This window comes from Mucilaginibacter paludis DSM 18603 (assembly GCF_000166195.2).
Taxonomy (GTDB): Bacteria; Bacteroidota; Bacteroidia; order Sphingobacteriales; family Sphingobacteriaceae; genus Mucilaginibacter; species Mucilaginibacter paludis.
On the sequence record NZ_CM001403.1, the window covers coordinates 670,855 to 694,093 of the forward strand.

Here is a 23,239-nt window from a genome sequence, read left to right on the forward strand (position 1 = left end):
TCTTATGCTGTTTGATTGTATAAATTGTCGTTAATGATGTTCATCACATCATTAAGCTTGTTTTCAAATATCTTGTTAAGTTTTTCAAATCCGCCAGCATCATCAAATGGAGATTCATTAAGGTCTTTTGGTTGCAACACTGTTTCTTTTAATAATTGCAATTCAAAGCGATCTATCCATTTCACCTGAGTTTTATTCCAATTCTGTATAGATCTGACTTTATTAATAGCATTTTTAATCCTTTGTTCATGACTAACTAAGGCATTTCCAACGGCAAGGGTACGGATAAATGAAATAATATCAGCGGCTATATCTTCGTTTTTTGTGGCTTTCCAAGCCGCTTTTAATGCATGAGTATTATACCCTTGTTGGTCAAGTGCTATCATCAAATCCCTTAATGACTTCCTATCCAATTCCTTAGGTCTGGTGCATATAATATTCAGAGCATCAATTTTATTTTGATTCTCCGAGATGAATTTTGAAAAACTTTCCAAATAATCTTCCGGTTTCACACTATCCCCATATCCTCGCTCCATCCGTCTGTATTCATCTTGATGTTCCGCCAAAAACATTTGTTTAGGTGATGGCTTGTACTCGTCTAAGAATCTCCATAATTTTTTTAACTCATTTATCTTGTTAATTCCATCTGGTGTAGAATTAGATTTGAAAAAATCAATAATTTGGTCTGGGGTGCTTCCTCCCGCACTGTAAACAAATCTATCTTGATCGTCCTCGTCAATAAGACGTTTCTTGCGTTGGATTTTAGCAATAATTTGCTCGATCTGTTTACGAGCCCTATCTGGATTGGCGATTACGTTAACTTCGTTTGCTAGTTGTTGAAAAGTAGCTTTCGGGTTAATAACAACTGGTTGCATTTGAGTGTAATCTTCTAACGCGTCGTATATGCCCACAGCATCATAAATTTTAAAGGCCTCTTTTCCAATTTCGTCACATAGGCGCGTCGCCCTACCTAACATTTGCTCGTATAAAATTCTGGATTTTACCCTTCGTAAGAATACAATATTACAAATTGCTGGTACGTCTATCCCTGTTGTAAGCAAATCGACTGTAACTGCAATTACTGGAAACTTTTCATTCTTAAAGCGCTTCACCAATTCTTCTGGATTATAAGATTTACCCGTAATTTTTTGGATCGCTTCATCAGAAATTTCTATACCTATTTCCTGAAATTCTTCCTTTAAATAATTAACAATATTATCCGCGTGCTCATCAGTAGCAGCAAATATTAAAGTTTTCTCTTCTCCATCAGGATCTAATTCTTTTACCAATTCCTTTACAACGGTGCGATTAAAACTTGGCGTAATAACAAGTTTATTAAAACCAGACACATCAATGTTTAACTCGTCTTGTAATTCACCTAATTCGACTATAGAATTCGATTCTTTATCAAAGGCTTTAGGTTTTTGACCTTTTTCCCATTTTATACCATCCTCATTTAATTTCGTCTTAATTATAAAAGGTGGTTCATGGTCTATTAGAAATCCATCAATTACCGCTTCTCGGTAAGAATATGTATAAACAGGTGCTCCAAAAATCTCCTTAGTGTGCAATGCGGGAGTGGCTGTTAGACCGATAGCGTAGGCATCAAAATAGTCTAAAACCATTCGGTACTTACTCACATAGTCTAATTGATCTTTAAATTCTAAATCCTGTTCATCTAACTCGCGATCCAGCAAATACCCTCTATGGGCCTCATCGATAATGATACAATCATAAGCATCCACCGCCGGAACATCGGCAGATGAATCATTATAGAAAAGACGTTTTACCATTCCTTGCACTGTCGCAAAATGCAATCTCGTATCTATATCTGGTATAGCATCTTTTAGGCCTTTAAGATTATATACCTCCGCAAAAGTGTTTAGTCCAGAAACTTTATTGTCTTTAAAAGCATTGATAGCTTGAATTCCTAATAGTGTACGATCAACTAAAAATAAGATTCGATTAAAACGATTAGCCTGGATTAAATGATAACATAGACCTATTATTGTGCGTGTTTTACCCGTACCTGTTGCCATTGCAATTAATGCCCGGCGATTTTCAGGGAGATTTATAATGCTTTCCTCTACAGCCTTAATCGCATTTATTTGATATTGACGTAGGCCTAAGCCATTTTTACTCATCAGAAAATCTAAAGGGTTGTTTAGAAGCTTATCATTAGCATCATTTATATCCTGCTCAATTAGCTTAATTAACCCGTCAGGCGATGGCCATCCTTGAAGTGGTCTAGCTGTATTATTTTTATATCTAACGTCAAGAAACCATATTCCGCTTTTTGTTTTGATTTGTTCAAGATACGCTCTTCCGTTGGTTGAGAATAGGAAAGGAACTTTATACTCTCTCCATTCTCCAATCAGCTTTCCTCCGAAATTATTACTTGCAAGCCCCGAATATATTTTTGATTGGCGAAGATCAGTCGAAATATCATTTGCGTATTTTTTGGCCTCTGCAATGCCATATAACTCTGTACCAATAAATAATGCATAGTCAGCCCATAAGGTTCCGACAGGCCATTCTGCAATAGCCATGTTTTTCCCACGTTGAGGAATTGTTTTTTTCGATTTGTAGTTAAATGCGATTGAATCTGTTTCCCAACCCGCCAACCTTAATTGAACATCAATTATTTCTCTGGTTTCAGCTTCGGACATTTCAATTTTCTTAACAGCTATTTCCGAACGCTGCTGAATGATTTGAAGTTTTTCTTCTGAAATACCTTTTATTTCTCTTTCCGATAGTACCGCATTAAACTTTGCCTCTAATTCGCTGTAATCAGTTTCCAGTAGATGTAAAGCGTGTCTAGCGTCTAAATTTTCAGGAACGTGAAATTTCAAATTGTTTACATCAGCATTCTCTTTAGAATAAGTAGAGTAGAACCATTTAGCCAACTTAAAAGACGAAAAGAGGTTATATTTTGCATCCTCAAATGTTCCTTTACTTTGGTGAACGGCAACATTGCCCTTATCCTTTATAGTAAATAAGATATCGTTTATCGTTGATGGTAATATTTTCTCAAACCAAAGAACTTTGATTCTATTGTGAAAGGTGTTATCAAAAGGAAAGTCTAGTGAATGCTCCTCGAAGACGATTTCTGTAATTCGTTCGCCAAATTGTCTTAACTTAAATAAGCTTACAACGGGATCTGCGTTTAAGTTTAGTTCAGCCGAATTACCAATATTGAAGAGGATAGGGAATTCCTTCTCGAGAAACTGGAAATTGGACTCTTGCATTTAAGGTTTGTTTTTATCGGTGAATTTATAATAAAGTATTCAATTATTAATTTTACCGCTTAAAATTCTAAGAGCAATATCTAAATAGACGTATTATTCAATCTTAACATTTCGAAAATCGTCAAGTAAGCGAAATTAATTAATGTCCAAAGCAAGCATATTGTTAGCAATAGTTTATCTCGTTCATCCTTACGCAATAGCGAGGTTGCTGTCGAAATGGAAACAACCACGATCTCGCCTGTTAAAATTGCACATAACACCTTAGTTCCTAATGAATTTCACTTTTATTTTTCAGCTATTTAATAGATCAATCAAGGTTACATTCAAGTTCCATAAGTAAATTAATCTCTAATCTATTTAACAAAAACACCTACCTCGTACATAAGGTGTGATAAAATTATTTCACCCTTTCTCACATTTGCTATGCTAAATTTTAAGCTATGGCAAATAACAATGAACACCAAAATGACTTTCCTAAAGTTCACCGTGATCAATTGATCACGGTGAAGGACTTGATTGATTTTAAACAACAGCTTATTGTTGACATTAAGAAGCTGCTCAAAGAGCAGACTGGTCATCCAGGCCATCAATGGCTGAAAGCCTTTGAGATCAAAAAGATGCTCCGGCTCTCCGAAAGCAAGCTGCAATACCTGCGGGACAAGGGGGTGATTCCATTTAAAAAATTAGGAGGGGTTACCTATTACAATCTTGAAGAAATCGAAAGCCTGATGCATTCCGGCAAGTTGAACGACCAAATGAAAATGGCATGAAGCGGAAGGCAAAAAGGGTCATTCAAAATCAACGCGAACCGCGCCATGACAAGCCCAAAGTTCTTGCTGATAACCATGATGGTTTTGGTGGAAATGTTCCGCCCGATAGAATGGTTGTTGCCATCTATTTTGACCAAAAGGATTTGCCGGACTGTGCCGATGCCTTCTTAGCAGAGCAGGAATTATTGCAATGGAAAACGATCAGGGGCGCGCCAATTCGTAACTGGAAGGTATGTGCCGCAGAATGGATTTTTAATTACCGGCAGGAAATGAAACGGAAATTTCGATTGTCGCCATTTAGCAGCCAGTCTTATTAACTATTGATGTTTAACAAATCCGAATGGAGGACCTTGAAAAGGGACGAGATTGCCTCTTTACAGCAATCAGCAAGATGTACGTTTGTAATACAAACGAAATCTTGCCCTCCCTTCCGAAGTCAGTCCGGGACATTGAAAAATACTCCGAAGTCGCATTTTTAAAGATTTTAGATGATGGAAAATGAAGAAGAAAACAGGTCGAAAATACTGCTAACGAGGTTAAAGCCAGCTGAGTTCACGCTGATTGATAACCGGTTCAAAAAGACCAGGTTCCGCAAACTGAGTGAATACATCAGGAGCGTTTTACTCGACAAGCCGATAACTGTAACCTATCGGGATAAGTCGATGGACGAGGCATTGGAAGAACTGATTTTACTGCGAAAAGAATTGAATGCAATAGGCAATAATTTGAACCAGGCGGTACGGAATATCAATAGCGCACACGGCCATGCAGACACCCGGCTATGGGTCAATTTGCTTGGCGTGATTAACAGCAAACTAGAGCCATCTATCATTCAGATCAAAGACCGGATGAATAACTATGCAGATTTATGGTCGCAAAAATTAAGAGCGGAAAAAGTATCATAGGTGCCTTGAATTACAATGAAATTAAGGTGCGAAATAGCAAGGCAGAACTTATTGAGGCAGCTGGTTATTTCAAGGATTTGCACGATCTGAATTTCAATGACAAGCTATTTAGGTTAACAGATTTGGCATCGGGTAATGAACGAACCAAAACCAATGCTGTACACATCTCTTTGAATTTTGCAAATGGCGAGGAATTGGAAACGCCCAGACTTCAGCAAATTATCGGGGATTACATGGAGCAGATCGGCTTCGGTAATCAACCTTACCTGGCCTATAAACATTCAGATGCGGGTCATCCACATGTTCATATTGTAACCACAAATATTCAAAAATCAGGTGAAAGGATCAGCCTGCATCTATTGGGGAAGACCAAGTCAGAAGCTGCCAGAAAAGCCATCGAAATAAAGTACGGTTTGCAACAGGCCGGCAACAAACCGGATGGTCAAAAAATGCCGGAACGCATCAATTTAAAGCAGGTAGAATATGGCAAAACTGAAACCAAACGAGCGATCACCAACGTGGTGAGCGAGGTGATGAAAAGCTACAAATTTACCAGCATCCCGGAGATGAATGCAGTACTCAATCAATTTAATGTTACCGCCGACCGGGGCTCAAAAGATTCCCGGATGTACGAAAAAAACGGATTGGTTTATTGGGTATTGGATGAAAAAGGCAACAAACTTGGGGTGCCTATCAAGGCAAGCAGCATTTACGGAAAACCAACTTTAAAAATTTTGGAAGATCGTTTCAGGCTAAATGAGGTATTGCGTAAACCCCTGAAAGATCAGTTGAAAAATGCCATTGAGGGAGTATTGATCAGGCCACTATCAAAGGCTCAATTTCAAAAAGCACTGCATGAAAAAGGAATACAAGTAGTGTTCCGGCAAAACGATGATGGGCGGCTATATGGGGTAACGTTTGTGGATCACCAATCTAAATCAGTATTCAACGGAAGTGATTTAGGTAAACAGTATAGTGCCGGTATGCTTGCCGAAAGGTTCAAAATTACTGGGGTTAAAGACAAGCCAATCATCGAAATGGCAACTAATTCCCCAAATAGCAATATCAAAAACACTGAAATTTTTTCAGGAAACGACGCCAGGGGAAATAGCGGCGATTCCTTACTTAATGTATTGTTTAAAGAGGAACAACAGGATATGGCCGCTATCGGCAAACTACAACAAAATAAACGCAAGAAAAAGAAACGAAAAGGTCATTCACTTTAATTTATAAATTATGCAAACCGGAGAAAATGAACAAGCTCTTAGAAAGATCATTGACTTTACAAGGTTATTGAGTTTAACGCTTCTGATCGTGCATTTTTATTTGTCATGCTATCCCGCTTTTCAGGCATGGGGTTTAACCAAGCCTTTGGTGAATCATGTGGTATTACCGCTATCCAGGATGGTAATTTTTAAAACGGTGTTATATGCTAAGGCATCTGCGCTGCTATTGTTGCTGGCTTCTTTGATAGGTAGCAAAGGTAAAAAGGACGAAACGATCAGGATTAGAACAATCATCACCTATTGTTTGGCAGGTGTTGTGATTTACTTTATCAGCGACCTGGTATTAGGTTTACATTATCCCTTCAATACGGTAGCAATTCTGTATATCAGTTTAACCTCTTTAGGATACTTTTTAATAATGTCCGGAGGAAGCCTGTTATTCAGGATGATTAAATTAAACCTGGGCAAAGACATATTTAACAAAGACAATGAATCGTTCCCGCAGGAAGAGCGCTTGCTCGAAAATGAATATTCTATCAATCTTCCGGCTATTTATAACCTAAAGGGTAAACCCCGTAAAAGCTGGATCAATATCATCAATCCTTTTCGGGGTACATTGATTGGCGGAAGCCCCGGTTCCGGGAAATCTTATTTTGTGATCCGGCATATCATACAGCAGCATATCCAAAAGGGGTTTACCATGTTGGTTTATGATTTTAAATACGATGACCTCACCAAAATTGTTTATAACGCATTACTGAAACACAGTCATTTATATCCAGTGAAGCCGGTACAATATGTCATCAATCTGGAACAGATCATGCACCGGGCTAATCCGTTGGAACCACATACGATGATTGACATAACCGATGCCATAGATTCCAGCCGCACAATCATGCTCGGTTTAAACCGCGAATGGATAAAAAAACAGGGCGACTTTTTTGTTGAATCGCCTATAAACTTTGTAACAGCTATTATGTGGTTCTTAAAGAAGTATGAAAACGGGCGCTATTGTACCCTACCGCATGTTATTGAACTGGCGCAAGTTGATTACAAGGAACTATTTGAAGTATTGTTACAGGAACCGGAGATAGAGGTGCTAATTAATCCCTTTGTATCTGCCTGGAAGAATGAAGCTTATGAACAATTGGAAGGACAGGTCGCCAGTGCTAAGATCAGCTTGGCCCGTATTTCATCCCCACAGTTGTATTACGTATTGAGCGGTAACGATTTTTCACTCGACATCAATAATCCTGATGAACCGAAGATTGTTTGTTTAGCCAATAACCCGCAAAAATCACAAGTGTATGGTGCCGTGCTGTCACTATACATTAACCGCATTAATAAATTGGTCAACCGCAAGAATCAACAAAAGTGCAGTATGATATTTGATGAGTTCCCTACCATTTATTTTAACGGTATAGATAACCTCATCGCTACGGCGCGATCTAATAAGGTAGCGGTTACGTTAGCCGTACAAGATTACAGCCAGTTAAAAAAGGACTATGGCCGGGAACAGGCCGAAGTTATTTTAAACATTGTCGGCAATGTGGTTTTCGGCCAGGTAACCGGCGATACTGCAAAGCAATTGTCGGAACGGTTTGGAAAGATCAACCAGGAGAAGGAAAGTGTTTCCATAAATAGTTCAGATACATCTATCAGTAAGTCAGTACAGTTGGACTATGCGGTGCCAGCTTCAAAGATTGCCGGGCTATCCTCGGGTGAGTTTGTTGGTATGATAGCCGACGATCCCGATAACAGGATTGAACTTAAAACCTTTCATAATATGATTCAAAACGATCATGAGGCTATAAAACAAGAGGAGGCTAACTATAAAGCTATCCCGGATATTAGAAAGGTTGAATACGAGGATATATTGATCAATTATAACCAGATAAAAAAGGACATAAAACACATTTTAAATGCCGTTGAACACTCCTTATAGGAATATTGGTACAAATTTTGGTAATGTATCTTTTTTCTTATTTTATGTAATAACGCTATGAAAAATAAAGAGGAAACGAAAAGGCGTTTTATCAATGCCGTTGGTGAAATATTGAAGAATGAGGGCTATAGTGCCCTTGGTGTAAACAATATAGCAAGAAAAGCGGGAGTAAATAAGGGTTTGCTTTACCGCTATTTTGGTAAATTAGAATATTTAATTGAAGCCTATGTTGTTGAGAACGACTACTGGATGACGTTTTCTAATAAGCTAAATGAATTTATCAGTAATAACAAATCGCTGAGTTCGCAACATTTGGTGACGCAAATACTCCAAAACCAGTATAAATTTTTTCTTTCCGAACCGGAAATGCAACGTTTGATCCATTGGGAACTTTCAGGGGACTGCCGTTTAATGACAAGCATTCATAATGCAAGGGAAAGTAATGGTCAAAAACTACTGGAGATGACGGACAAAGACTTTGAAAATACAAAAGTCAACTTTCGTGCTATAGCAGCTTTATTGGTCGGCGGTATTTATTATACGATTCTGCACACCCGATTTAATGGCGGTATGTTTTGTGACATTGATCTTATGTCTGCCAATGGGCAAAACGAGATACTAAAATCGATTGAACAGATTGTGGGCTGGGCTTTTGAGAAATCAAAAACGAAGTAACTGAAACTATCGGCGAACAGTTTATAGACTAACAATCCAAAAAATCAGTAATTTAAAAACCAGTCAAACTCTTTCAATTTATTGGATGGGAAGAGTTATGTCTTTACAAATATCCTGCAATAAATCACATGGATTGATATTTATTGACAGGGCAATTTTGTAAAGTTCCTCCACAGTAAGTTTGGTTGTCGAATTATTCGATAACTGAGTTATCCGAGATTTACTAATTCCAGTCTTTCTTGAAATCTCCGCTTTATTAACAGAACGTTTTGATAAAAATAACCCTAAGTCTGTCATTAGTTTCTAAATACTTTACACTTATTTAGAATTAATGTACGCTTGTTTAAATAAATGAAATAAATTTTATGAATTTAGATAGAATTTCTATATACTTGTTTAGAAATTAAAAACAAAATACAGTTTTAGTAAGAAAAATACATGCAAATATCTTATTGAGATATTGCGAGTAACTAATCGCTCGCCAATGCATATTGGGATTTAAAGTATTGGGATAATCAGTATATATTTATTCAGATGTCCATTTATAGTCCCTTCCTGTTTCTGAAAATATAGCTGTATGAGATGTTTATTCAGGCTCATATTATGGAAGAAGCAGAAAAATCAAACCCAGAATCTCCCGATTTCAGTACCCTAACCGGGATAATGGAACGGTTTCATCGTGTACCCTATGAACAGTTTCAAAAGGAGTTAAACGATTGGTTTACTGGTAACCTGCGGGAACAAGGAATTGACTTAAATACGCTTCAAGAAGATGGCATCATCGGCCTTCCCAACTTAATCAGTGAGATCTATCACCGTGCTGAGGTACTGCAAATCATGTCTGAAAATCAAATTAAAGGAGATCATGAAGACAAGTAAATCAAGTATCTGGCTACTGGTCATTTGTCCGCCCGAATGATCAATGGGTAATGGTAACCCGGTTTCGGTTAATAGTTAAAAATTGACCGGGTTGTCATTATGTATTTTTCCCGCTCTTCTCATTTCATCCACTAACTAAACGCTCATGAAAAAAATAACGATTTACATCGTACTGGCTTTGCTATGCCTGAATTTTCGGGTCAATGCGCAGCATCTCCAATCAGTTAAACCGCTTACCATCGGGGATACTTTGCCGGACATCATGCTCAATAACCTGATACATTACAAATCTACCACCGCCAAATTAGCTGATTTTAAAGGCAAGGTCATCCTGCTGGATTTCTGGGCGACCTGGTGTAGTAACTGTATTAACGGCCTGCCGCACATGGATTCCCTGCAAAAACAATTCAACGGCAAATTACAGGTCTTTTTGATCAATTGTAAAAAGACAGGTGATGATCTGGACAAGATCAATACCCTGTTCAAAAGGATTGCATATACGCCACATCTGCCGGTGGCAGTTCAGGATACCACATGCAGTAATTATTTCCGGTTTACCGCGCTGCCGCATTATGTCTGGATTAACCAGCAAGGTCTAATAGTCGCGATTACAGGAAAAAAGGAGGTCACGGATGCTAACGTGTCTCGCCTGATCACCTACGGGCGGATTGATCTCCCTGTTAAAATTGACAGGGTACGCTAACACTATATTTTTCACACTATGATGATTGATACATGAAATTAAAATATTACCCATTCTTATGGCTTTTCCTGCTCATTTTTACAACGAGCGCTTTCTCTCAGGTAAAAATGATCCGAGGCCAGGTCAGCTCTGCCACAGGACAGCCCCTTGCCGGTGTAACCCTCACTTTTTCCATCAGCCGTACTTCGTCGGCATCGGATACCAGCGGCCATTTCAGCATCGCGATCCGAACTTCGCCTGATACCCTGCGGATCACCTATATTGGTTATAAAACTTTACGCTTACCCGTTAGCTCCGCCACCATTTTACCGCTACGTATCCAAATGGAACCGATGGTGAGCGAATTGAACGAAGTGGTGGTCAGTACAGGTTACCAGGATATTCCCAAAGAAAGAGCGACCGGCTCATTTTACAAACTGGATAATCAATTATTAAATCAGCGGGTCGGCAGCGATATTGTCAGCCGTCTGGATGGATTGACCAGCGGCCTGCTGATTGATAAACGTGATCCTAATCAAAGTACCATACAGATCCGCGGGCTCAGTACATTGAATTACGACGCGGCTTCACCGCTTATCGTACTGGATAATTTCCCTTATGCCGGTGATATCAACAACATCAATCCCAACGATATAGAAAGTGTAACCGTGCTGAAAGATGCCGCTGCTTCGTCAATATGGGGAGCACGGGCCGGTAATGGGGTAATCGTCATCAACACCAAAAAAGCGAAGCTGAACCAGCCCTTAAAAGTCACTATCAACTCGAATATGACCTTATCTGCCAAACCAAACCTGTTTTCTGCGAACCAGTTATCAGTAGGCAGTTTTAATGGGTTGGAAAAATACCTTTTCTCGCAGGGTAACTACGATAACTTATTTAATGACCCTACCCACCCGCCAATATCGCAGGTCGTCGAAATTCTGCAACAACAAAAACAGGGCCCGCTTTCACAGGCCCAGGCAGATGCCCGGATCAATCAGCTTGCAGGACAGGATGTGCGGAATGATATGACCAGGTACTTATACCGCCCGGCAACTGTTCAGCAATATGCCCTGAACCTGACGGGCTCGGGTAATAATATCAGGTATCTCTTATCGGCAGGTTATGATAAAAACCTGAGTAACCTGAAAGGTAACGGCAACCAGCGGATTACCGTGCGTTCCAACAATGTTATTGACCTGACAAAAAGATGGCAACTGCAAACGGATGTTATTTTTACGCATACCGATGCCACTACCAACAGCCCCGGAGGTTATGGCAATTATAGCTTTACGGGTAACATTTCACCTTATGCCAGGCTGGTCAATTCCGATGGCACCCCGGCTGCTGTGGATATATTTTACCGGGGACAGTACACGGATACGGCAGGCCATGGCAAGCTACTGGACTGGAAATACCGGCCCTTGCAGGAGTTAGCCAATAATGACAATACCACCACGGCGAATGATATATTATTGAATGCCGGTACATCGTACAAAGTGCTGCCCTGGCTAAGTGCAGACCTCAAATACCAATATCAGCAGTCCTGGAACAATACGACCAACAACAATAGCCTCGCCCTTTTTTCCACCCGTGATCTGATCAACAGGTTCAGCCAGTTCACCGCTACAGGTGTAGATTATATCGTGCCTAAAAACGGGATTCTGAAAACGCGGGATGTGCTGAACAGGGCGCAGTCTTTACGCGGGCAGCTCAATGTAAATAATAACTGGGGAGACAAACATGAACTGTCTGCCATCGCAGGTGCCGAAATCAGGGAAACCCGGAGCCATATCAGCACAAGCACCCTATATGGCTACGATGCCAATACGGCGACAACGGTTGGTGTGGATTACAGCAATCCTTATCCCACATTTGACGGCATTTACGGGAACAGTTATATTCCCGATGGCAGCAGTATTGATAATTTAACAAACAGGTTTGTTTCCGTGTATACCAATGCAGCTTATACTTACAACCGGAAATATACCCTGTCAGGAAGTGCCAGGCGGGATGCCTCGAATATCTTCGGTGTTAATACCAATCAGAAATGGGTGCCGCTCTGGTCTGCCGGTTTGCTCTGGCGGATCGACCAGGAGCAATTCTATAAGGCAGGCTGGTTACCGCAGCTGAGTATGCGTTTAACCTACGGCGTTAGCGGCAATCTTTCCCTGACAGCTTCGGCACTCACCAAGATCCAATACAACGATCCTTCACGTTCACCCATCAATCTGCCATCAGTGGATATCCTGTCACCGCCCAATCCATACCTGCGCTGGGAACAGGTCAAGACCTTGAATGCAGGGTTTGACTTCGGTTCGGCCAACAGCCGGTTAACGGGTTCGGTTGATCTTTATAAAAAGAATGCCACTGATCTGATCAACAATGTGATACTTGACCCTACCGTCGGTATGACCGGCGCTTTGCAAAACTCGGCAGCCATTGATTCAAAAGGCTTTGATGTGGTGCTGAACACCCTGAATGTCAACCGGGAAATTAAATGGAGGTCTACGCTTTTGTTAAACTATGTATCGTATAAAGTTTCAAAAAATCTCAATCCGCCCTCTGCGGATGGTTTAGTCAGTGACGGTAATTATATCTTTCCCGTGGTTGGTTATAATCCATACGAAATCGTAAGCTACCAATGGGCGGGACTTGATCCCCAAACCGGTGATCCGATGGGTTATGTGAATGGTCAGGTAAGTAAGGACTACCAGGCCATCGCCAAAAATCCGGTACAGCAACAGGTCGTAAGCGGTTCGGCTCTGCCACCCTTGTTCGGAACATTCAGGAATACCGTGGACTGGCATCATTTTTCATTGGCGGTCAATATCACTTATAAGTTGGATTACTACTTCCGGCGGCCATCGCTCAATTATACCACCTTGTTTACCTATGGTACCGGATACTCGGAATACGATCAGCGCTGGATGAAACCTGGCGATGAGAAATCAACCAACGTTCCGTCGCTGGTCTATCCGGCTAACGCCCTGCGGGATAATTTTTATCACTATGCGGATATCAATGTTGAACGGGCGGATAATGTCAAGCTGAATGATATTTACCTGGGATATGACTGGGTGCCGCAACATCCCATGTTGGGCTTGAAGTCAGTTCAATTTTATCTGTACGCCAGTCAGTTGAACCTGCTGATCTGGAAAGCCAATAAATCAGGCATTGACCCGGATATTCTGTATGGGGTTAAACCGCCGGTCACTTTTTCCGCCGGCCTCAAAGTTAATCTTTAAACGCTAAATGACTTGATATGAAAATCTTAATGCTGCTATATAAAACTACGAAAACGAATTACCGCTTAATCCCGGTACTGCTTTTGATGGTGATGGGTACCACGGCCTGTAAAAAATACCTGGAGGCCAAACCCGATCAAAAGATATCGACACCATCCACCATAGCCGATCTGGAAGGGATGCTCGATAATTATTCAGCCCTCAACACACATTATCCCTCGGCTTCGGAGACGAGTGCCGATAATTTTTACCTGACCGATGCGGATTATACCAGCCTGGTCGAGCGGCAGCGAAACTTTTACCTGTGGCAAAAATTCGACGACATCGGCGGGGACTATACGGCACCATACAACAGCATTTTCTATGCGAACATCATGCTGGAAACCCTGAACAGCCTGCCGGGCAGTGATCCGGCAAAAGTGAACGAAATAAGGGGAAGCGCCCTGTTCTTAAGAGGCGCTTATCATTACGCGCTGGCGCAGTTATTCGCAGTGCCTTATGATGATCAGACAGCCAATACCGACCTGGGCATACCCTTGCGCTTAAAATCCGATATCGCGGACCTGCCGGTTCGCTCCACTGTTGCCGCTACCTATGCCTCGGTCATTACCGACCTTAAAGCTGCCGTTCCCTTGTTACCCGCCACACCCTTGCTAAAATACCGGCCTTCCAAACCCGCGGCTTACGCGGTGCTGGCCCGTGTTTACCTGTCCATGCGCAAATATGAGCAGGCCGGGCTTTACGCGGATTCCTGCTTGCAGCTGTATCATACGCTGATCAATTACAATACGGTCAGTGCCAGTTCCACGATACCTTTCAAACAGTTTAATGATGAGGTGATCTATGATGCGCGGACATCGCCGCCCGCGGCCTTGTCCTCTGCCAGGGCCCGCATTGATACGACGCTATTCGGGTCCTATGCGACCAATGACCTGCGAAAGACGGTCTTTTTTAAGTCCAATACCAATGGCAGTAAAGCTTTTAAAGGAAATTATACCGGCCTGAGCAATGCTTCACTTTTTACCGGCTGCGCTACAGACGAAGTTCTGCTGATCCGGGCAGAAGCGGCTGCGAGGAACGGCAATACCCAGTCTGCCCTGAATGATCTGAATGCGCTCTTAACCACCCGCTATAAAACGGGAACCTACGTGCCGGTCACGACGAGCGATCCCGGACAACTGCTGACTTTGATCTTGCAGGAAAGGCGAAAGGAATTGTTGTACCGGACGCTGCGCTGGACGGACCTGCGGCGGTTGAATAAGGAAGCAGGCACCGCGCAAACCCTTTACCGCAATATCGGTGGGACGAGGTATACACTGCAACCGGGCGGTTTACGCTATACCTTTCAGCTGGACAGGAACGCGGTTAATATCAGCGGAGTCATACAAAACCCCTGAAAATAAAACAGCGGGTTCAATAGGCTGAACCCGCTGCTTTTCATACATTGAGCGAAGGAATTATTCTTTCATGTCAATATTGGCATCGCTCGGGCTTCCATTTTGCTGTGAAACCCATAACGCGGATTGTTCTGAATTGAATTCACTGGTCACCGGTTGTTGTCCGGTTGGTTTGTCAGTAGCGAGGTAAACCCCGCAAACATTGGCTCCATCCCCGCAGGTTAAGTCCTGGCGCACATAATTGCTGATATTCTGAATATCAGTCTGTGCATGGGAACTGGATGTATAACGGTAAAAATAAGTGCTGTATTTGTGGGAAGTGGTAAATGCACTCGCACTTACAGCGATAACGATGGCCGCCAGGCCTAAAAATTGTTTTTTCATGGTTGTAAACTTTAAATCGATATTGGATAAATAAGACCTACTCTGTGCCAGGTTTTCGGCTTTTCCTGTGCATGATCAACGACATCCGGCCATTAGGATCAGCAATAACGGCTTAGCTGTTTTGTTGTAACCTCCTTTCCCTGCGCGTGATATATAGTCCGGTAAACGTTAACAGCAAAAAGAAAATGTTGAATATAAAGTGGGTTTTCCATCCCATGTGCCTGAATACCCCGCCGCATGAACAGGGCTTCTCCGGGAAGGCACCCGCCAGGGCTAATCCGATGTAGACGGTAAAACCCGTCATCAGTATAGCGGAAAGCATCAATCCCGCTCTGCGGTACAATGGCTGATACAATAAGCCAACCGTTAGCAATTCGATGCCTGGTAAAGTATAGATGAGTATCGCAGCTGCCCATGACGGCAACTGTTGCCGGAACATTTGTCCTTTGAACTCCGCGAAATCCATCAGTTTGCTCAATGCGGTATAAGCGAAGAGCAGCATGAGCAGGAAAATAAGGGCATCAAGTAAGACAGATGTTTTCATAAGCAAGGGATCGTTAAACAAAATTAGATCCGCCTGCTTTTCAGGCCAAGCTCATCCATCACGGGTTGATGCCCTAAAAGTCACCACTTATTGTTTTTTGATCACAAAAAAGTATGATAAACCGCTAATTGCCTTCTTTGGAGATCAGACGGCTCAGGCTTTCCCTGCTCATTTCCAGGTAGGAGGCGATCATTCTTAAAGGGGCATGTTTAAATACCAGCGGACTTTCTTTTCTCAATAAGCGATAGCGTTCCTCAGAGTGCAGGGCATTGAGGGTCGTGCGCCGGAAATCCTTCCGCCATTGCTTTAAGATAATGGCCCGTGTAAATACTTTCGTCTCCGGGAAATCCTTTAACAGCACATCCAGCTTTTTATAGGTAAGGGATAACAGTTCGGAGGAATCAAGTATTTCTATGTAAACGTCAGACGGAGTTTTCCAGTAACCCTGGTAGGAAAAGATAAAATCACCGGGTAGCCAGAACCTGATCGTTTGCTCGCTTCCATCTTCATTGAGAAAATAACACCGCGCAAACCCGCTGCTCATAAACCAAAGCCGGTTTTCAATCTGACCTTCGCCAACGATGATCTGATGCGCCTTGTAACGCTCGGTATGTAAGGAGATCGATAATTCTGCTGTAAAGGGCCCGGACAGATCATGCAATTCAGATAAGTAGTGAAGTAATGGTGCAACGGACATACGTGTGATATGATGTGATTGATTTCAGGGTTCTCAGCTCCGATACGCTCAGTTAAAGAAGCCACTTTTTCCAAAATTAACCGCCAGATTCCCGGCAAGTGGTTACATCAGGGCCGAATGTTCATTTAATGTTAAAATAACATTAAAAAATCTCACCATGTAACCGATACCTCAAATTCGGATACTTATTTTCCACTTAATTAACATTTACTTCTTATGAAAATAGATTTTACCAAAGCAAGCTTTAAGGATTTTGAAAACATCGCCGGACAGGACATCTATGCCACCGCTGCCGAGTTTAACGCCTACCTGAATTTTTTGAAAGAAAACGGACACCTGAACTACCGGATAGAGTCGCTCACACCCGTAGGGCCAGAGATGAATTTAATGCTGCCCGGCGATACTTCCCCAACCTGGTCGGTCTGTTTGGTTTCCAATGATTACCTTGGATTTAGCCAGCACCCGGAAATCAAGGCTGCCGTTATCAAAGGCATTGAACTATTTGGCACAGGATCGGGTGCTTCTCCTGCCATCGGGGGCCATTTTGTTTATCACCGGCAACTGGAAAAAAGGATCGCTGCATTTTATAAGCGAAAGGATGCCATTTTATATACTACCGGCTATACCGCGAACAGCGCAACCCTCCAATGCTTATTGCATAAAGAAGACCTGGCTATCCTGGATATGGCTGTTCATGCCAGCGTTTACGAAGGTGTATTAAATACCAATGTGAAAACTTTCCTCCATAATAACCTGGAAATGCTGGAACTGGTGCTGAAAAATGCAGAACACCAATACTGTACAAAAATGGTTGTGATTGATGGGGTTTACAGTCAGGACGGAGATTTGGCACCGCTGGATAAAATTGCAGAACTAACACACCGTTACGGGGCTTACCTCGTTGTGGATGACGCGCATGGTATTGGCGTGGTTGGCGATACGGGCCGTGGTGTCGTCGAAATGCATGATGCTTTTGAAGAGGTGGATATCATCACCGGTACCTTTAGTAAGGCATTGGGCAATATTGGCGGTTACGTCATCGCAGGTACTGAACTGATCAATTACCTCAAGTTCCAGTCCAGGCAGCATTTGTTTTCTACAACCGCAACTCCTGCTATTATGGGGATCATCAGGGCTATCGAACTGATTGATGAAGAACCGGAATGGCGGACTAAACTTTGGGAAAACATCAATTACCTGAAAAATGGGCTGGTCAGCCTCGGATTTGACGTAGGAACGACAGCTTCGGCAGTTATCCCGGTGAAGATCGGCGACATACCAAAAACACTGGAAGCGGGCCGTCTGTTGTTAAAAGCCGGGATTTACACCAACCCGATTATGTATCCTGCGGTTTCAAAAAAGAATGCCCGGATACGGATGAATGTCATGGCAACGCATACCAAAGAGCACTTGGACAAGGTACTCCAGGCGTTTGAAGATATCGACCGCACGCTCAACCTCACCAATAGAACCCCCTCTCCATTATGAACACATTCGCAGAAAGATTTTATGCCGCCATGGAAAATCAGCTGAACGAAGTTTCCCTCAATACCGGCGTTCAGACGGAGAAGCTCAAAGAATCCATTAAGATCTGTAAAAAAGCAATGGCCAAACTCAAAAATTATATCTCCACCTATGCTTTTGAAACGGTCGAGGAAGAGGTGAGTTTTTTTAAAGAGATCAAACCGATGTTTTACAGTAAATACATTTACTTCATCAATGTCTATAACTTCATCATGCAAAAACCATTAGGCGGTGATGAGATCCTGAAAGAATATATCAATTACGAACTGACAGACCTGAAACGTTTTTTTGACCACAACCATGCTTTTTATCAGTACTACCGCTCTGCTTCCACCCAGATGGATCAGTTCTATTTTACGCGTGGCGGTTTTGATGTGTATGTTGAACTGGAAGATTTTGAAGAGGACGATTTGTATTCAACCAGCCATGATTATAAGCTGTCGAAAATTATGGCCAATGAGAAATATCAGGATTACCTCAACCTGGAATTACAGAAAATCCTCAATCGCGATGAGCTTCCTGTTGAAAACAAAATGGATCTGCCACTGACCTGGACTTTTAATAAAACTGATCTGGTAGAACTGATCTATGCGCTCGTCGCATTGGGCGTGTTTAACAATGGCAATTCAGAGATCAAAATGGTGGTGAGTTTTTTTCAAACCGTTTTTCAGGTTGATCTCGGCTCTTATTATCATAAATATACGGATATCACACGGCGAAAAAAGGAACGAACGTCGTTTCTGGATAAACTTAAAATAGCACTACTGAAGCGGATCGATGAAAAATTTGAAATGGACGGATGGCAGCAGCGAATAGACTTCAGTAATTAAACTGTTGATTTTAAGTTAATTGCGATTTTTAATTATAAAAAAAACACCTACCTCATGTGCGAGGTGTGAATTATTTTTTTAAGCTATCCCAACCTTTGCTTTTGTAATCGCCGCATGGGGCGTCGGTTTTTAAACTAAAGCATTATGTTGTCTTCAATCTCCTGGCAGCACTATCTGGCAGCCGTCATCATCCTTACCGTAGCTTATTACGGATATGTCATACTCCGGTATTACCAGCAAGAAATCTCCGGCCTGTTTAACCGTAAACAGAAGACAGGTGTATTTGCTGCGGCACAGTCAGTCCCGGCTGAAGTAATGGGCGCAGCAAAACTGGAGAACGGCGTTTCGGTTTCAAACTCCGAAGAGTTGTATTGCGCTGAATTATCACCAGACGAATCAGAGCAGATTGCATTAACCGAAGAAACCCCGGATTCAGGTTTTGAATTGGTGCTTTCTCCGGCTGAGGAACTGGAAGCGGAAGCCGGCAATCTCATCGCAGCTTTCCGGGAAATTGACAATAAGCCAGAATTTATTAACCTGCTCCGGATCTTGATCGATTCTTACCAAAGATTTAAGGAGGATATTGATTTGCAGTCGGTTTTAATCAGGATCGTCAAAATCTCCAACGAAAAATTAATGTTCCCATTATCCTTAGCAGACCTGCAAGGAACCTGGGCTTGACCCTATTTTTTTCACACTTAAATTAATCATCATGAAAATTCAAAAATTCAAGAGCCGTGTGAGTGCGGTAAGTTTCATCAGGCACGTACTGGGTACCATCAGCCTGATTTTAATCAGCCTATCACTATACGCGCAGGACGGTAATTCAGGAATTAACGCGGCCACTACCCAGGTTAAAAGTTATTTTTCTACCGGAACCAGCTTAATGTATGCCATTGGAGCGATAGTCGGATTGGTCGGCGCGATCAAGGTATTTAAGAAATGGAATGATGGTGAACATGATACAGGTAAAGTGGCTTCCAGTTGGTTTGGCAGCTGTATTTTCCTCGTAGTGGTCGCCACTGTTTTAAAATCATTCTTCGGCGTTTAAAACTGACGGTTATGGCACTGTATCAAATTAATAAAGGCATTAATAAGCCAATTGAGTTTAAAGGTTTAAAGGCTCAGTACATCGGTTACCTGGCAGGCGGGCTTGTGATCTTATTAATAGGCTTCGCCATAATTTATTTGCTTGGCGTACCTGTGCATTACTGCATCATGATCATTGCAGGTTTAGGAAGCGCACTGTTTTACCAGGTTTTTAAGCTGAGCCATAAATACGGCGAACATGGCCTGATGAAAAAAGCAGCTAAACGCTACCTGCCGAGCCATTTAAAATTTACCACCCGAAACGTTTTTCTCAAACTAAAAAAATAGACATGGCCACACATCGCAAAGCAGAACAGGTATTTCCTGTCTATAAGGTAGAGCATCAAACCATGATCTCCGTACAGGGTGACCTGACCATTGGGTTCAAAGTGAGCCTGCCTGAAATATTTACTTTGTCCAACGATGAGTACCTGGCATTTCACGAGGTATTGATCAAAGCGATAAAGCTACTGCCTAAAAATAGCGTATTTCATAAACAGGATTGGTTTATGAATGAACAATACGAAGCGGTATTCGCTAAGAATAGCGGTGCGAACGTTAAAACGTTCCTGTCACATTCCAGCGAACGTTACTTTCACGAACGGGCTTACCTGCATCATCACTGCCATATTTATTTAACCAAGAAGCCGGATAAATTCAAGCAGTATTCCAGCGCGACCAGCGTATTGATGCGTAAACGCATTGTACCTGTGCAAACTACCTGCGATGAATTATTCCGTGATTTTTTGGATAGCGCAGGCCAGTTTGTTCGGGTATTGGAGGACAGCGGATTGATTTCCTTAAAAAGGCTGACCGACGATGAACTGACAGGCACCCTTCAAAATCCCGGCATTTTGGAACAATATTGTTTCCTTTTGAATAAAGACGAGGCCACCGTTTTGAAAGATATTCACATTGAGGACGAGATCAGAATTGGCGACAGTCATTGCCAGCTTTATACACTTAGTGATGTGGAAGACCTTCCGGCACTTTGCGGTCCACGGATCACTTACGACAAGTACAGTACCGATAAAACGAAATTCAGTACCGGCTTCGCCACACCGATAGGCACTTTGCTGAAATGTAACCATTTGTATAACCAATATATTTTTATCGGGGACAGCCAGCAAACCATTAAGAAGTTGGAGGCGAAAAAATTAAGGCTTCAATCGCTATCTGCTTATTCCCGCGAAAATGCCATTGGCCGTGATGCGACACATGATTTTTTAAATGAAGCGATCAGTCAGCAACGGTTACCTGTGAAAGCGCACTTCAATATTTTGGCATGGACAGACGATGCTTCTAATTTAAAGGACCTTAAAAATAAAGTCAGTTCATCATTGGCCCAGATGGATGCACAGCCCAAACAGGAAACCGACGGCGCAGCGCAAATATGGTGGTCAGGATTGCCAGGCAATGAAGCCAGTTTTCCCATGAACGACACCTTTGACACGTTTGTGGAACAGGCTACCTGCTTTCTGAATCTGGAAACAAATTACCAGTCAAGCATTAGTCCCTGCGGTATTCGCCTGGGTGATCGTTTATCAGGAAAGCCGGTACACGTTGACATCAGCGATGATCCGATGACCAAAGGCATTACGACCAACCGTAACAAATTTATATTAGGTCCGTCAGGCAGTGGTAAGTCTTTCTTTACCAATCACATGCTGCGCAGCTACTTTGAGCAGGGTGCGCATGTGGTTATCGTAGATGTTGGACATAGTTACCAGGGTTTATGTGAATTTGTAGGTGGCTATTACTTTACCTACAAAGAAGACAAACCGATTAGTTTTAACCCTTTTTACGTTCCTGAAGGGGATAACCTGGACACGGAAAAAAGAGAGAGCATTAAAGCGATGATACTTGCCTTGTGGAAAAAGGAGGACGAAGGCGTGCAACGATCTGAATACGTGGCCATTTCGGATGCTTTGTATCATTATTATGAGAAGCTGAAAGTTCAACCCGGGATATTTCCATGCTTCGACACCTTCTATGAGTTTCTGTCCAATGAATTTTATGAAACAATGAAGCAATCGAAAGTGAAGGATACCCGTTTCGATATTGATAATATGCTTTTTGTATTGAAACCCTATTACAAAGGCGGCGAATATGCCTATCTGCTGAATGCGAAAGAAAACCTCGACTTATTGCAAAGGCGCTTTATTGTCTTTGAGCTGGATAATATCAAAGATCATCCCATTCTATTTCCGGTTGTTACCTTAATCATCATGGAAACCTTTGTTTCCAAAATGCGCAAATTAAGCATGGACATCCGTAAAATGATCCTGATTGAAGAAGCCTGGAAAGCCATTGCGCGGGAAGGAATGGCTGAATACATCAAATACCTGTTTAAAACCGTCCGTAAGTACTTTGGTGAAGCGTTGGTAGTTACCCAGGATATAGAAGATATCATCAGCTCACCGGTAGTTAAGCAGGCCATCATCAATAACAGTGATTGCAAGATCTTGCTGGACCAGCGGAAATACCAAAATGACTTTCCGAAAATCCAGCAGCTATTGGGTATCACCGATAAGGAAACGGCGCTCATTATGAGCATGAACCGCAATAATGTCGAAAACCTGAAATATAAAGAGGTATTTATCAGCTTAAACGGCCAACTGTCCAAAGTTTACCGCACCGAGGTAAGCCGCGAGGAATACTGGACTTATACCACGGAATCAGCGGAAAAAGCCAAAGTCTTTGCCTACACTAAAAAGTTTGGCAGTATGCAATTAGGCATCGCCGCAATTGTCAGGGAAGAACTGGAAAAATCAACTAATTCAATAACCAATTTAAAAATAAAGCCATGAAAACAATTCGCAATGTAAAAATAAATATCATTTTGACCGCGCTGACAACTGTGATCTTAAGCGCCTGTAGTCATTCCAAAGAAGCTGATATTGCCGGCACTTATGTGGCGACTTACCGTAATGAATATACCATAGGTAATGACACGTTGGAAATCGTACCCTACCATAATCAGATTTACCAAGTTATCAGGCGTACCGGTTACCAAAAGATTAGGGACGGTAAGATATTGCCTAAAGAATTCAAACAGGTAAAATGGACGGCGACATATGTTCAGGATAAACAGGTTTTACAGGAAACCGAATTTGGTAAGCAGCTCTATATGAAACCAGGGAAAAGCCTCTTATTCGGTGATGACGAATATAAACGGTTAAAATAGGCAACATTC

22 protein-coding genes are annotated in these 23,239 nt (G+C 42.0%); 17 read left to right on the forward strand and 5 right to left on the reverse strand.

Features of this window, described 5'->3' with window-relative positions; translation table 11 throughout:
* Positions 1–2: 2 nt before the first annotated feature.
* Entirely contained in the window at positions 3–3,248 is a 3,246-nt protein-coding gene (hsdR, locus tag MUCPA_RS02820) for a type I restriction-modification system endonuclease (protein ID WP_008504314.1), read from the reverse strand.
* 440 nt (positions 3,249–3,688) lie between these two features.
* Here hsdR and MUCPA_RS02825 point away from each other — a divergent pair, with 440 nt between their 5' ends.
* The 6 genes from MUCPA_RS02825 to MUCPA_RS02850 all read left to right on the forward strand — a co-directional run bounded on the left by MUCPA_RS02825 (position 3,689) and on the right by MUCPA_RS02850 (position 8,769).
* Positions 3,689–4,018, forward strand: coding sequence for a helix-turn-helix domain-containing protein (locus MUCPA_RS02825; protein WP_008504317.1), 330 nt, complete (start codon positions 3,689–3,691; stop codon positions 4,016–4,018).
* Positions 4,015–4,335, forward strand: a complete 321-nt coding sequence (locus tag MUCPA_RS35610) for a hypothetical protein (protein WP_008504319.1) — start codon at positions 4,015–4,017, stop codon at positions 4,333–4,335. The genes MUCPA_RS02825 and MUCPA_RS35610 overlap by 4 nt, the downstream gene beginning before the upstream one ends.
* Before the next feature lie 171 nt (positions 4,336–4,506).
* Positions 4,507–4,923, forward strand: coding sequence for a plasmid mobilization protein (locus MUCPA_RS02835; protein WP_063747531.1), 417 nt, complete (start codon positions 4,507–4,509; stop codon positions 4,921–4,923).
* Positions 4,887–6,149 carry a relaxase/mobilization nuclease domain-containing protein gene (locus MUCPA_RS02840; RefSeq protein ID WP_008504322.1) on the forward strand — a complete coding sequence of 421 codons (1,263 nt, stop codon included), beginning with the start codon at positions 4,887–4,889 and terminating at the stop codon, positions 6,147–6,149. The genes MUCPA_RS02835 and MUCPA_RS02840 overlap by 37 nt, the downstream gene beginning before the upstream one ends.
* A 10-nt stretch (positions 6,150–6,159) precedes the next feature.
* Entirely contained in the window at positions 6,160–8,094 is a 1,935-nt protein-coding gene (gene mobC / locus MUCPA_RS02845) for a conjugal transfer protein MobC (RefSeq protein WP_008504323.1), read from the forward strand.
* Between the two features lie 57 nt (positions 8,095–8,151).
* A complete protein-coding gene (locus MUCPA_RS02850) occupies positions 8,152–8,769 on the forward strand; it encodes a TetR/AcrR family transcriptional regulator (protein ID WP_008504324.1) in 618 nt (205 codons plus the stop codon).
* A 78-nt stretch (positions 8,770–8,847) separates the two neighbouring features.
* Here MUCPA_RS02850 and MUCPA_RS36810 read toward each other — a convergent pair whose 3' ends face one another.
* Positions 8,848–9,066 (reverse strand): helix-turn-helix domain-containing protein, encoded by a 219-nt coding sequence (locus MUCPA_RS36810; RefSeq protein WP_008504325.1) that lies wholly within the window; start codon positions 9,064–9,066, stop codon positions 8,848–8,850.
* A gap of 306 nt (positions 9,067–9,372) precedes the next feature.
* Between MUCPA_RS36810 and MUCPA_RS02855 the strand changes: the two genes are divergently transcribed.
* The 4 genes from MUCPA_RS02855 to MUCPA_RS02870 all read left to right on the forward strand — a co-directional run bounded on the left by MUCPA_RS02855 (position 9,373) and on the right by MUCPA_RS02870 (position 14,975).
* Positions 9,373–9,648 carry a hypothetical protein gene (locus MUCPA_RS02855; protein WP_040625671.1) on the forward strand — a complete coding sequence of 92 codons (276 nt, stop codon included), beginning with the start codon at positions 9,373–9,375 and terminating at the stop codon, positions 9,646–9,648.
* 145 nt (positions 9,649–9,793) lie between these two features.
* On the forward strand, positions 9,794–10,351 hold the full coding sequence (locus MUCPA_RS02860) for a TlpA family protein disulfide reductase (protein ID WP_008504327.1): 558 nt from the start codon (positions 9,794–9,796) through the stop codon (positions 10,349–10,351).
* Positions 10,352–10,383: 32 nt separating this feature from the next.
* Entirely contained in the window at positions 10,384–13,578 is a 3,195-nt protein-coding gene (locus MUCPA_RS02865; protein ID WP_008504328.1) for a SusC/RagA family TonB-linked outer membrane protein, read from the forward strand.
* Positions 13,579–13,595: 17 nt separating this feature from the next.
* Complete coding sequence (locus tag MUCPA_RS02870; protein ID WP_008504329.1) at positions 13,596–14,975, forward strand: RagB/SusD family nutrient uptake outer membrane protein; 1,380 nt, start codon at positions 13,596–13,598, stop codon at positions 14,973–14,975.
* A 60-nt stretch (positions 14,976–15,035) separates the two neighbouring features.
* Here the strand turns inward: MUCPA_RS02870 and MUCPA_RS02875 are convergent, their stop codons facing one another.
* The 3 genes from MUCPA_RS02875 to MUCPA_RS02885 form a co-directional block, all read right to left on the reverse strand.
* Positions 15,036–15,359, reverse strand: a complete 324-nt coding sequence (locus MUCPA_RS02875) for a hypothetical protein (protein ID WP_008504330.1) — start codon at positions 15,357–15,359, stop codon at positions 15,036–15,038.
* Between the two features lie 112 nt (positions 15,360–15,471).
* Positions 15,472–15,903, reverse strand: coding sequence for a MauE/DoxX family redox-associated membrane protein (locus tag MUCPA_RS02880; RefSeq protein WP_008504331.1), 432 nt, complete (start codon positions 15,901–15,903; stop codon positions 15,472–15,474).
* 124 nt (positions 15,904–16,027) lie between these two features.
* Positions 16,028–16,600 (reverse strand): Crp/Fnr family transcriptional regulator, encoded by a 573-nt coding sequence (locus tag MUCPA_RS02885; RefSeq protein ID WP_008504332.1) that lies wholly within the window; start codon positions 16,598–16,600, stop codon positions 16,028–16,030.
* A gap of 216 nt (positions 16,601–16,816) precedes the next feature.
* Here MUCPA_RS02885 and MUCPA_RS02890 point away from each other — a divergent pair, with 216 nt between their 5' ends.
* The 7 genes from MUCPA_RS02890 (at position 16,817) to MUCPA_RS02920 (ending at position 23,230) form a co-directional block, all read left to right on the forward strand.
* Positions 16,817–18,088, forward strand: a complete 1,272-nt coding sequence (locus MUCPA_RS02890) for an aminotransferase class I/II-fold pyridoxal phosphate-dependent enzyme (RefSeq protein WP_008504333.1) — start codon at positions 16,817–16,819, stop codon at positions 18,086–18,088.
* The gene (locus tag MUCPA_RS02895) at positions 18,085–18,954 is read left to right on the forward strand and encodes an RteC domain-containing protein (protein WP_008504334.1); all 870 of its coding nucleotides are present in this window, start codon (positions 18,085–18,087) and stop codon (positions 18,952–18,954) included. Before MUCPA_RS02890 ends, MUCPA_RS02895 begins: the two co-directional genes overlap by 4 nt.
* Positions 18,955–19,098: 144 nt before the next feature.
* Positions 19,099–19,635: a hypothetical protein gene (locus tag MUCPA_RS02900; protein ID WP_008504335.1), complete on the forward strand. Its 537-nt coding sequence runs from the start codon at positions 19,099–19,101 to the stop codon at positions 19,633–19,635.
* A 31-nt stretch (positions 19,636–19,666) separates the two neighbouring features.
* Complete coding sequence (locus tag MUCPA_RS02905; RefSeq protein ID WP_008504336.1) at positions 19,667–20,005, forward strand: DUF4134 domain-containing protein; 339 nt, start codon at positions 19,667–19,669, stop codon at positions 20,003–20,005.
* An 11-nt stretch (positions 20,006–20,016) separates the two neighbouring features.
* Positions 20,017–20,331, forward strand: coding sequence for a DUF4133 domain-containing protein (locus MUCPA_RS02910; RefSeq protein ID WP_008504337.1), 315 nt, complete (start codon positions 20,017–20,019; stop codon positions 20,329–20,331).
* A 2-nt stretch (positions 20,332–20,333) separates the two neighbouring features.
* Positions 20,334–22,853, forward strand: coding sequence for a TraG family conjugative transposon ATPase (locus MUCPA_RS02915; protein WP_008504338.1), 2,520 nt, complete (start codon positions 20,334–20,336; stop codon positions 22,851–22,853).
* Positions 22,850–23,230 carry a hypothetical protein gene (locus MUCPA_RS02920; protein WP_008504339.1) on the forward strand — a complete coding sequence of 127 codons (381 nt, stop codon included), beginning with the start codon at positions 22,850–22,852 and terminating at the stop codon, positions 23,228–23,230. The genes MUCPA_RS02915 and MUCPA_RS02920 overlap by 4 nt, the downstream gene beginning before the upstream one ends.
* Positions 23,231–23,239 lie beyond the last annotated feature (9 nt).

Bases quoted from the DNA above. Each gene is read 5' to 3' on its own strand.
- MUCPA_RS02920 (WP_008504339.1), top strand. From the start codon at position 22,850: ATGAAAACAATTCGCAATGTAAAAATAAATATCATTTTGACCGCGCTG.
- MUCPA_RS02870 (WP_008504329.1), top strand. From the start codon at position 13,596: ATGAAAATCTTAATGCTGCTATATAAAACTACGAAAACGAATTACCGC.
- MUCPA_RS02905 (WP_008504336.1), top strand. From the start codon at position 19,667: ATGAAAATTCAAAAATTCAAGAGCCGTGTGAGTGCGGTAAGTTTCATC.
- MUCPA_RS02890 (WP_008504333.1), top strand. From the start codon at position 16,817: ATGAAAATAGATTTTACCAAAGCAAGCTTTAAGGATTTTGAAAACATC.
- MUCPA_RS02915 (WP_008504338.1), top strand. From the start codon at position 20,334: ATGGCCACACATCGCAAAGCAGAACAGGTATTTCCTGTCTATAAGGTA.
- MUCPA_RS02835 (WP_063747531.1), top strand. From the start codon at position 4,507: ATGATGGAAAATGAAGAAGAAAACAGGTCGAAAATACTGCTAACGAGG.
- MUCPA_RS02860 (WP_008504327.1), top strand. From the start codon at position 9,794: ATGAAAAAAATAACGATTTACATCGTACTGGCTTTGCTATGCCTGAAT.
- MUCPA_RS02840 (WP_008504322.1), top strand. From the start codon at position 4,887: ATGGTCGCAAAAATTAAGAGCGGAAAAAGTATCATAGGTGCCTTGAAT.
- MUCPA_RS02895 (WP_008504334.1), top strand. From the start codon at position 18,085: ATGAACACATTCGCAGAAAGATTTTATGCCGCCATGGAAAATCAGCTG.
- MUCPA_RS02850 (WP_008504324.1), top strand. From the start codon at position 8,152: ATGAAAAATAAAGAGGAAACGAAAAGGCGTTTTATCAATGCCGTTGGT.
- MUCPA_RS35610 (WP_008504319.1), top strand. From the start codon at position 4,015: ATGAAGCGGAAGGCAAAAAGGGTCATTCAAAATCAACGCGAACCGCGC.
- MUCPA_RS02875 (WP_008504330.1), bottom strand. From the start codon at position 15,359: ATGAAAAAACAATTTTTAGGCCTGGCGGCCATCGTTATCGCTGTAAGT.
- MUCPA_RS02855 (WP_040625671.1), top strand. From the start codon at position 9,373: ATGGAAGAAGCAGAAAAATCAAACCCAGAATCTCCCGATTTCAGTACC.
- hsdR (WP_008504314.1), bottom strand. From the start codon at position 3,248: ATGCAAGAGTCCAATTTCCAGTTTCTCGAGAAGGAATTCCCTATCCTC.
- MUCPA_RS02825 (WP_008504317.1), top strand. From the start codon at position 3,689: ATGGCAAATAACAATGAACACCAAAATGACTTTCCTAAAGTTCACCGT.
- MUCPA_RS02885 (WP_008504332.1), bottom strand. From the start codon at position 16,600: ATGTCCGTTGCACCATTACTTCACTACTTATCTGAATTGCATGATCTG.
- MUCPA_RS36810 (WP_008504325.1), bottom strand. From the start codon at position 9,066: ATGACAGACTTAGGGTTATTTTTATCAAAACGTTCTGTTAATAAAGCG.
- MUCPA_RS02900 (WP_008504335.1), top strand. From the start codon at position 19,099: ATGTTGTCTTCAATCTCCTGGCAGCACTATCTGGCAGCCGTCATCATC.
- MUCPA_RS02910 (WP_008504337.1), top strand. From the start codon at position 20,017: ATGGCACTGTATCAAATTAATAAAGGCATTAATAAGCCAATTGAGTTT.
- MUCPA_RS02880 (WP_008504331.1), bottom strand. From the start codon at position 15,903: ATGAAAACATCTGTCTTACTTGATGCCCTTATTTTCCTGCTCATGCTG.
- mobC (WP_008504323.1), top strand. From the start codon at position 6,160: ATGCAAACCGGAGAAAATGAACAAGCTCTTAGAAAGATCATTGACTTT.
- MUCPA_RS02865 (WP_008504328.1), top strand. From the start codon at position 10,384: ATGAAATTAAAATATTACCCATTCTTATGGCTTTTCCTGCTCATTTTT.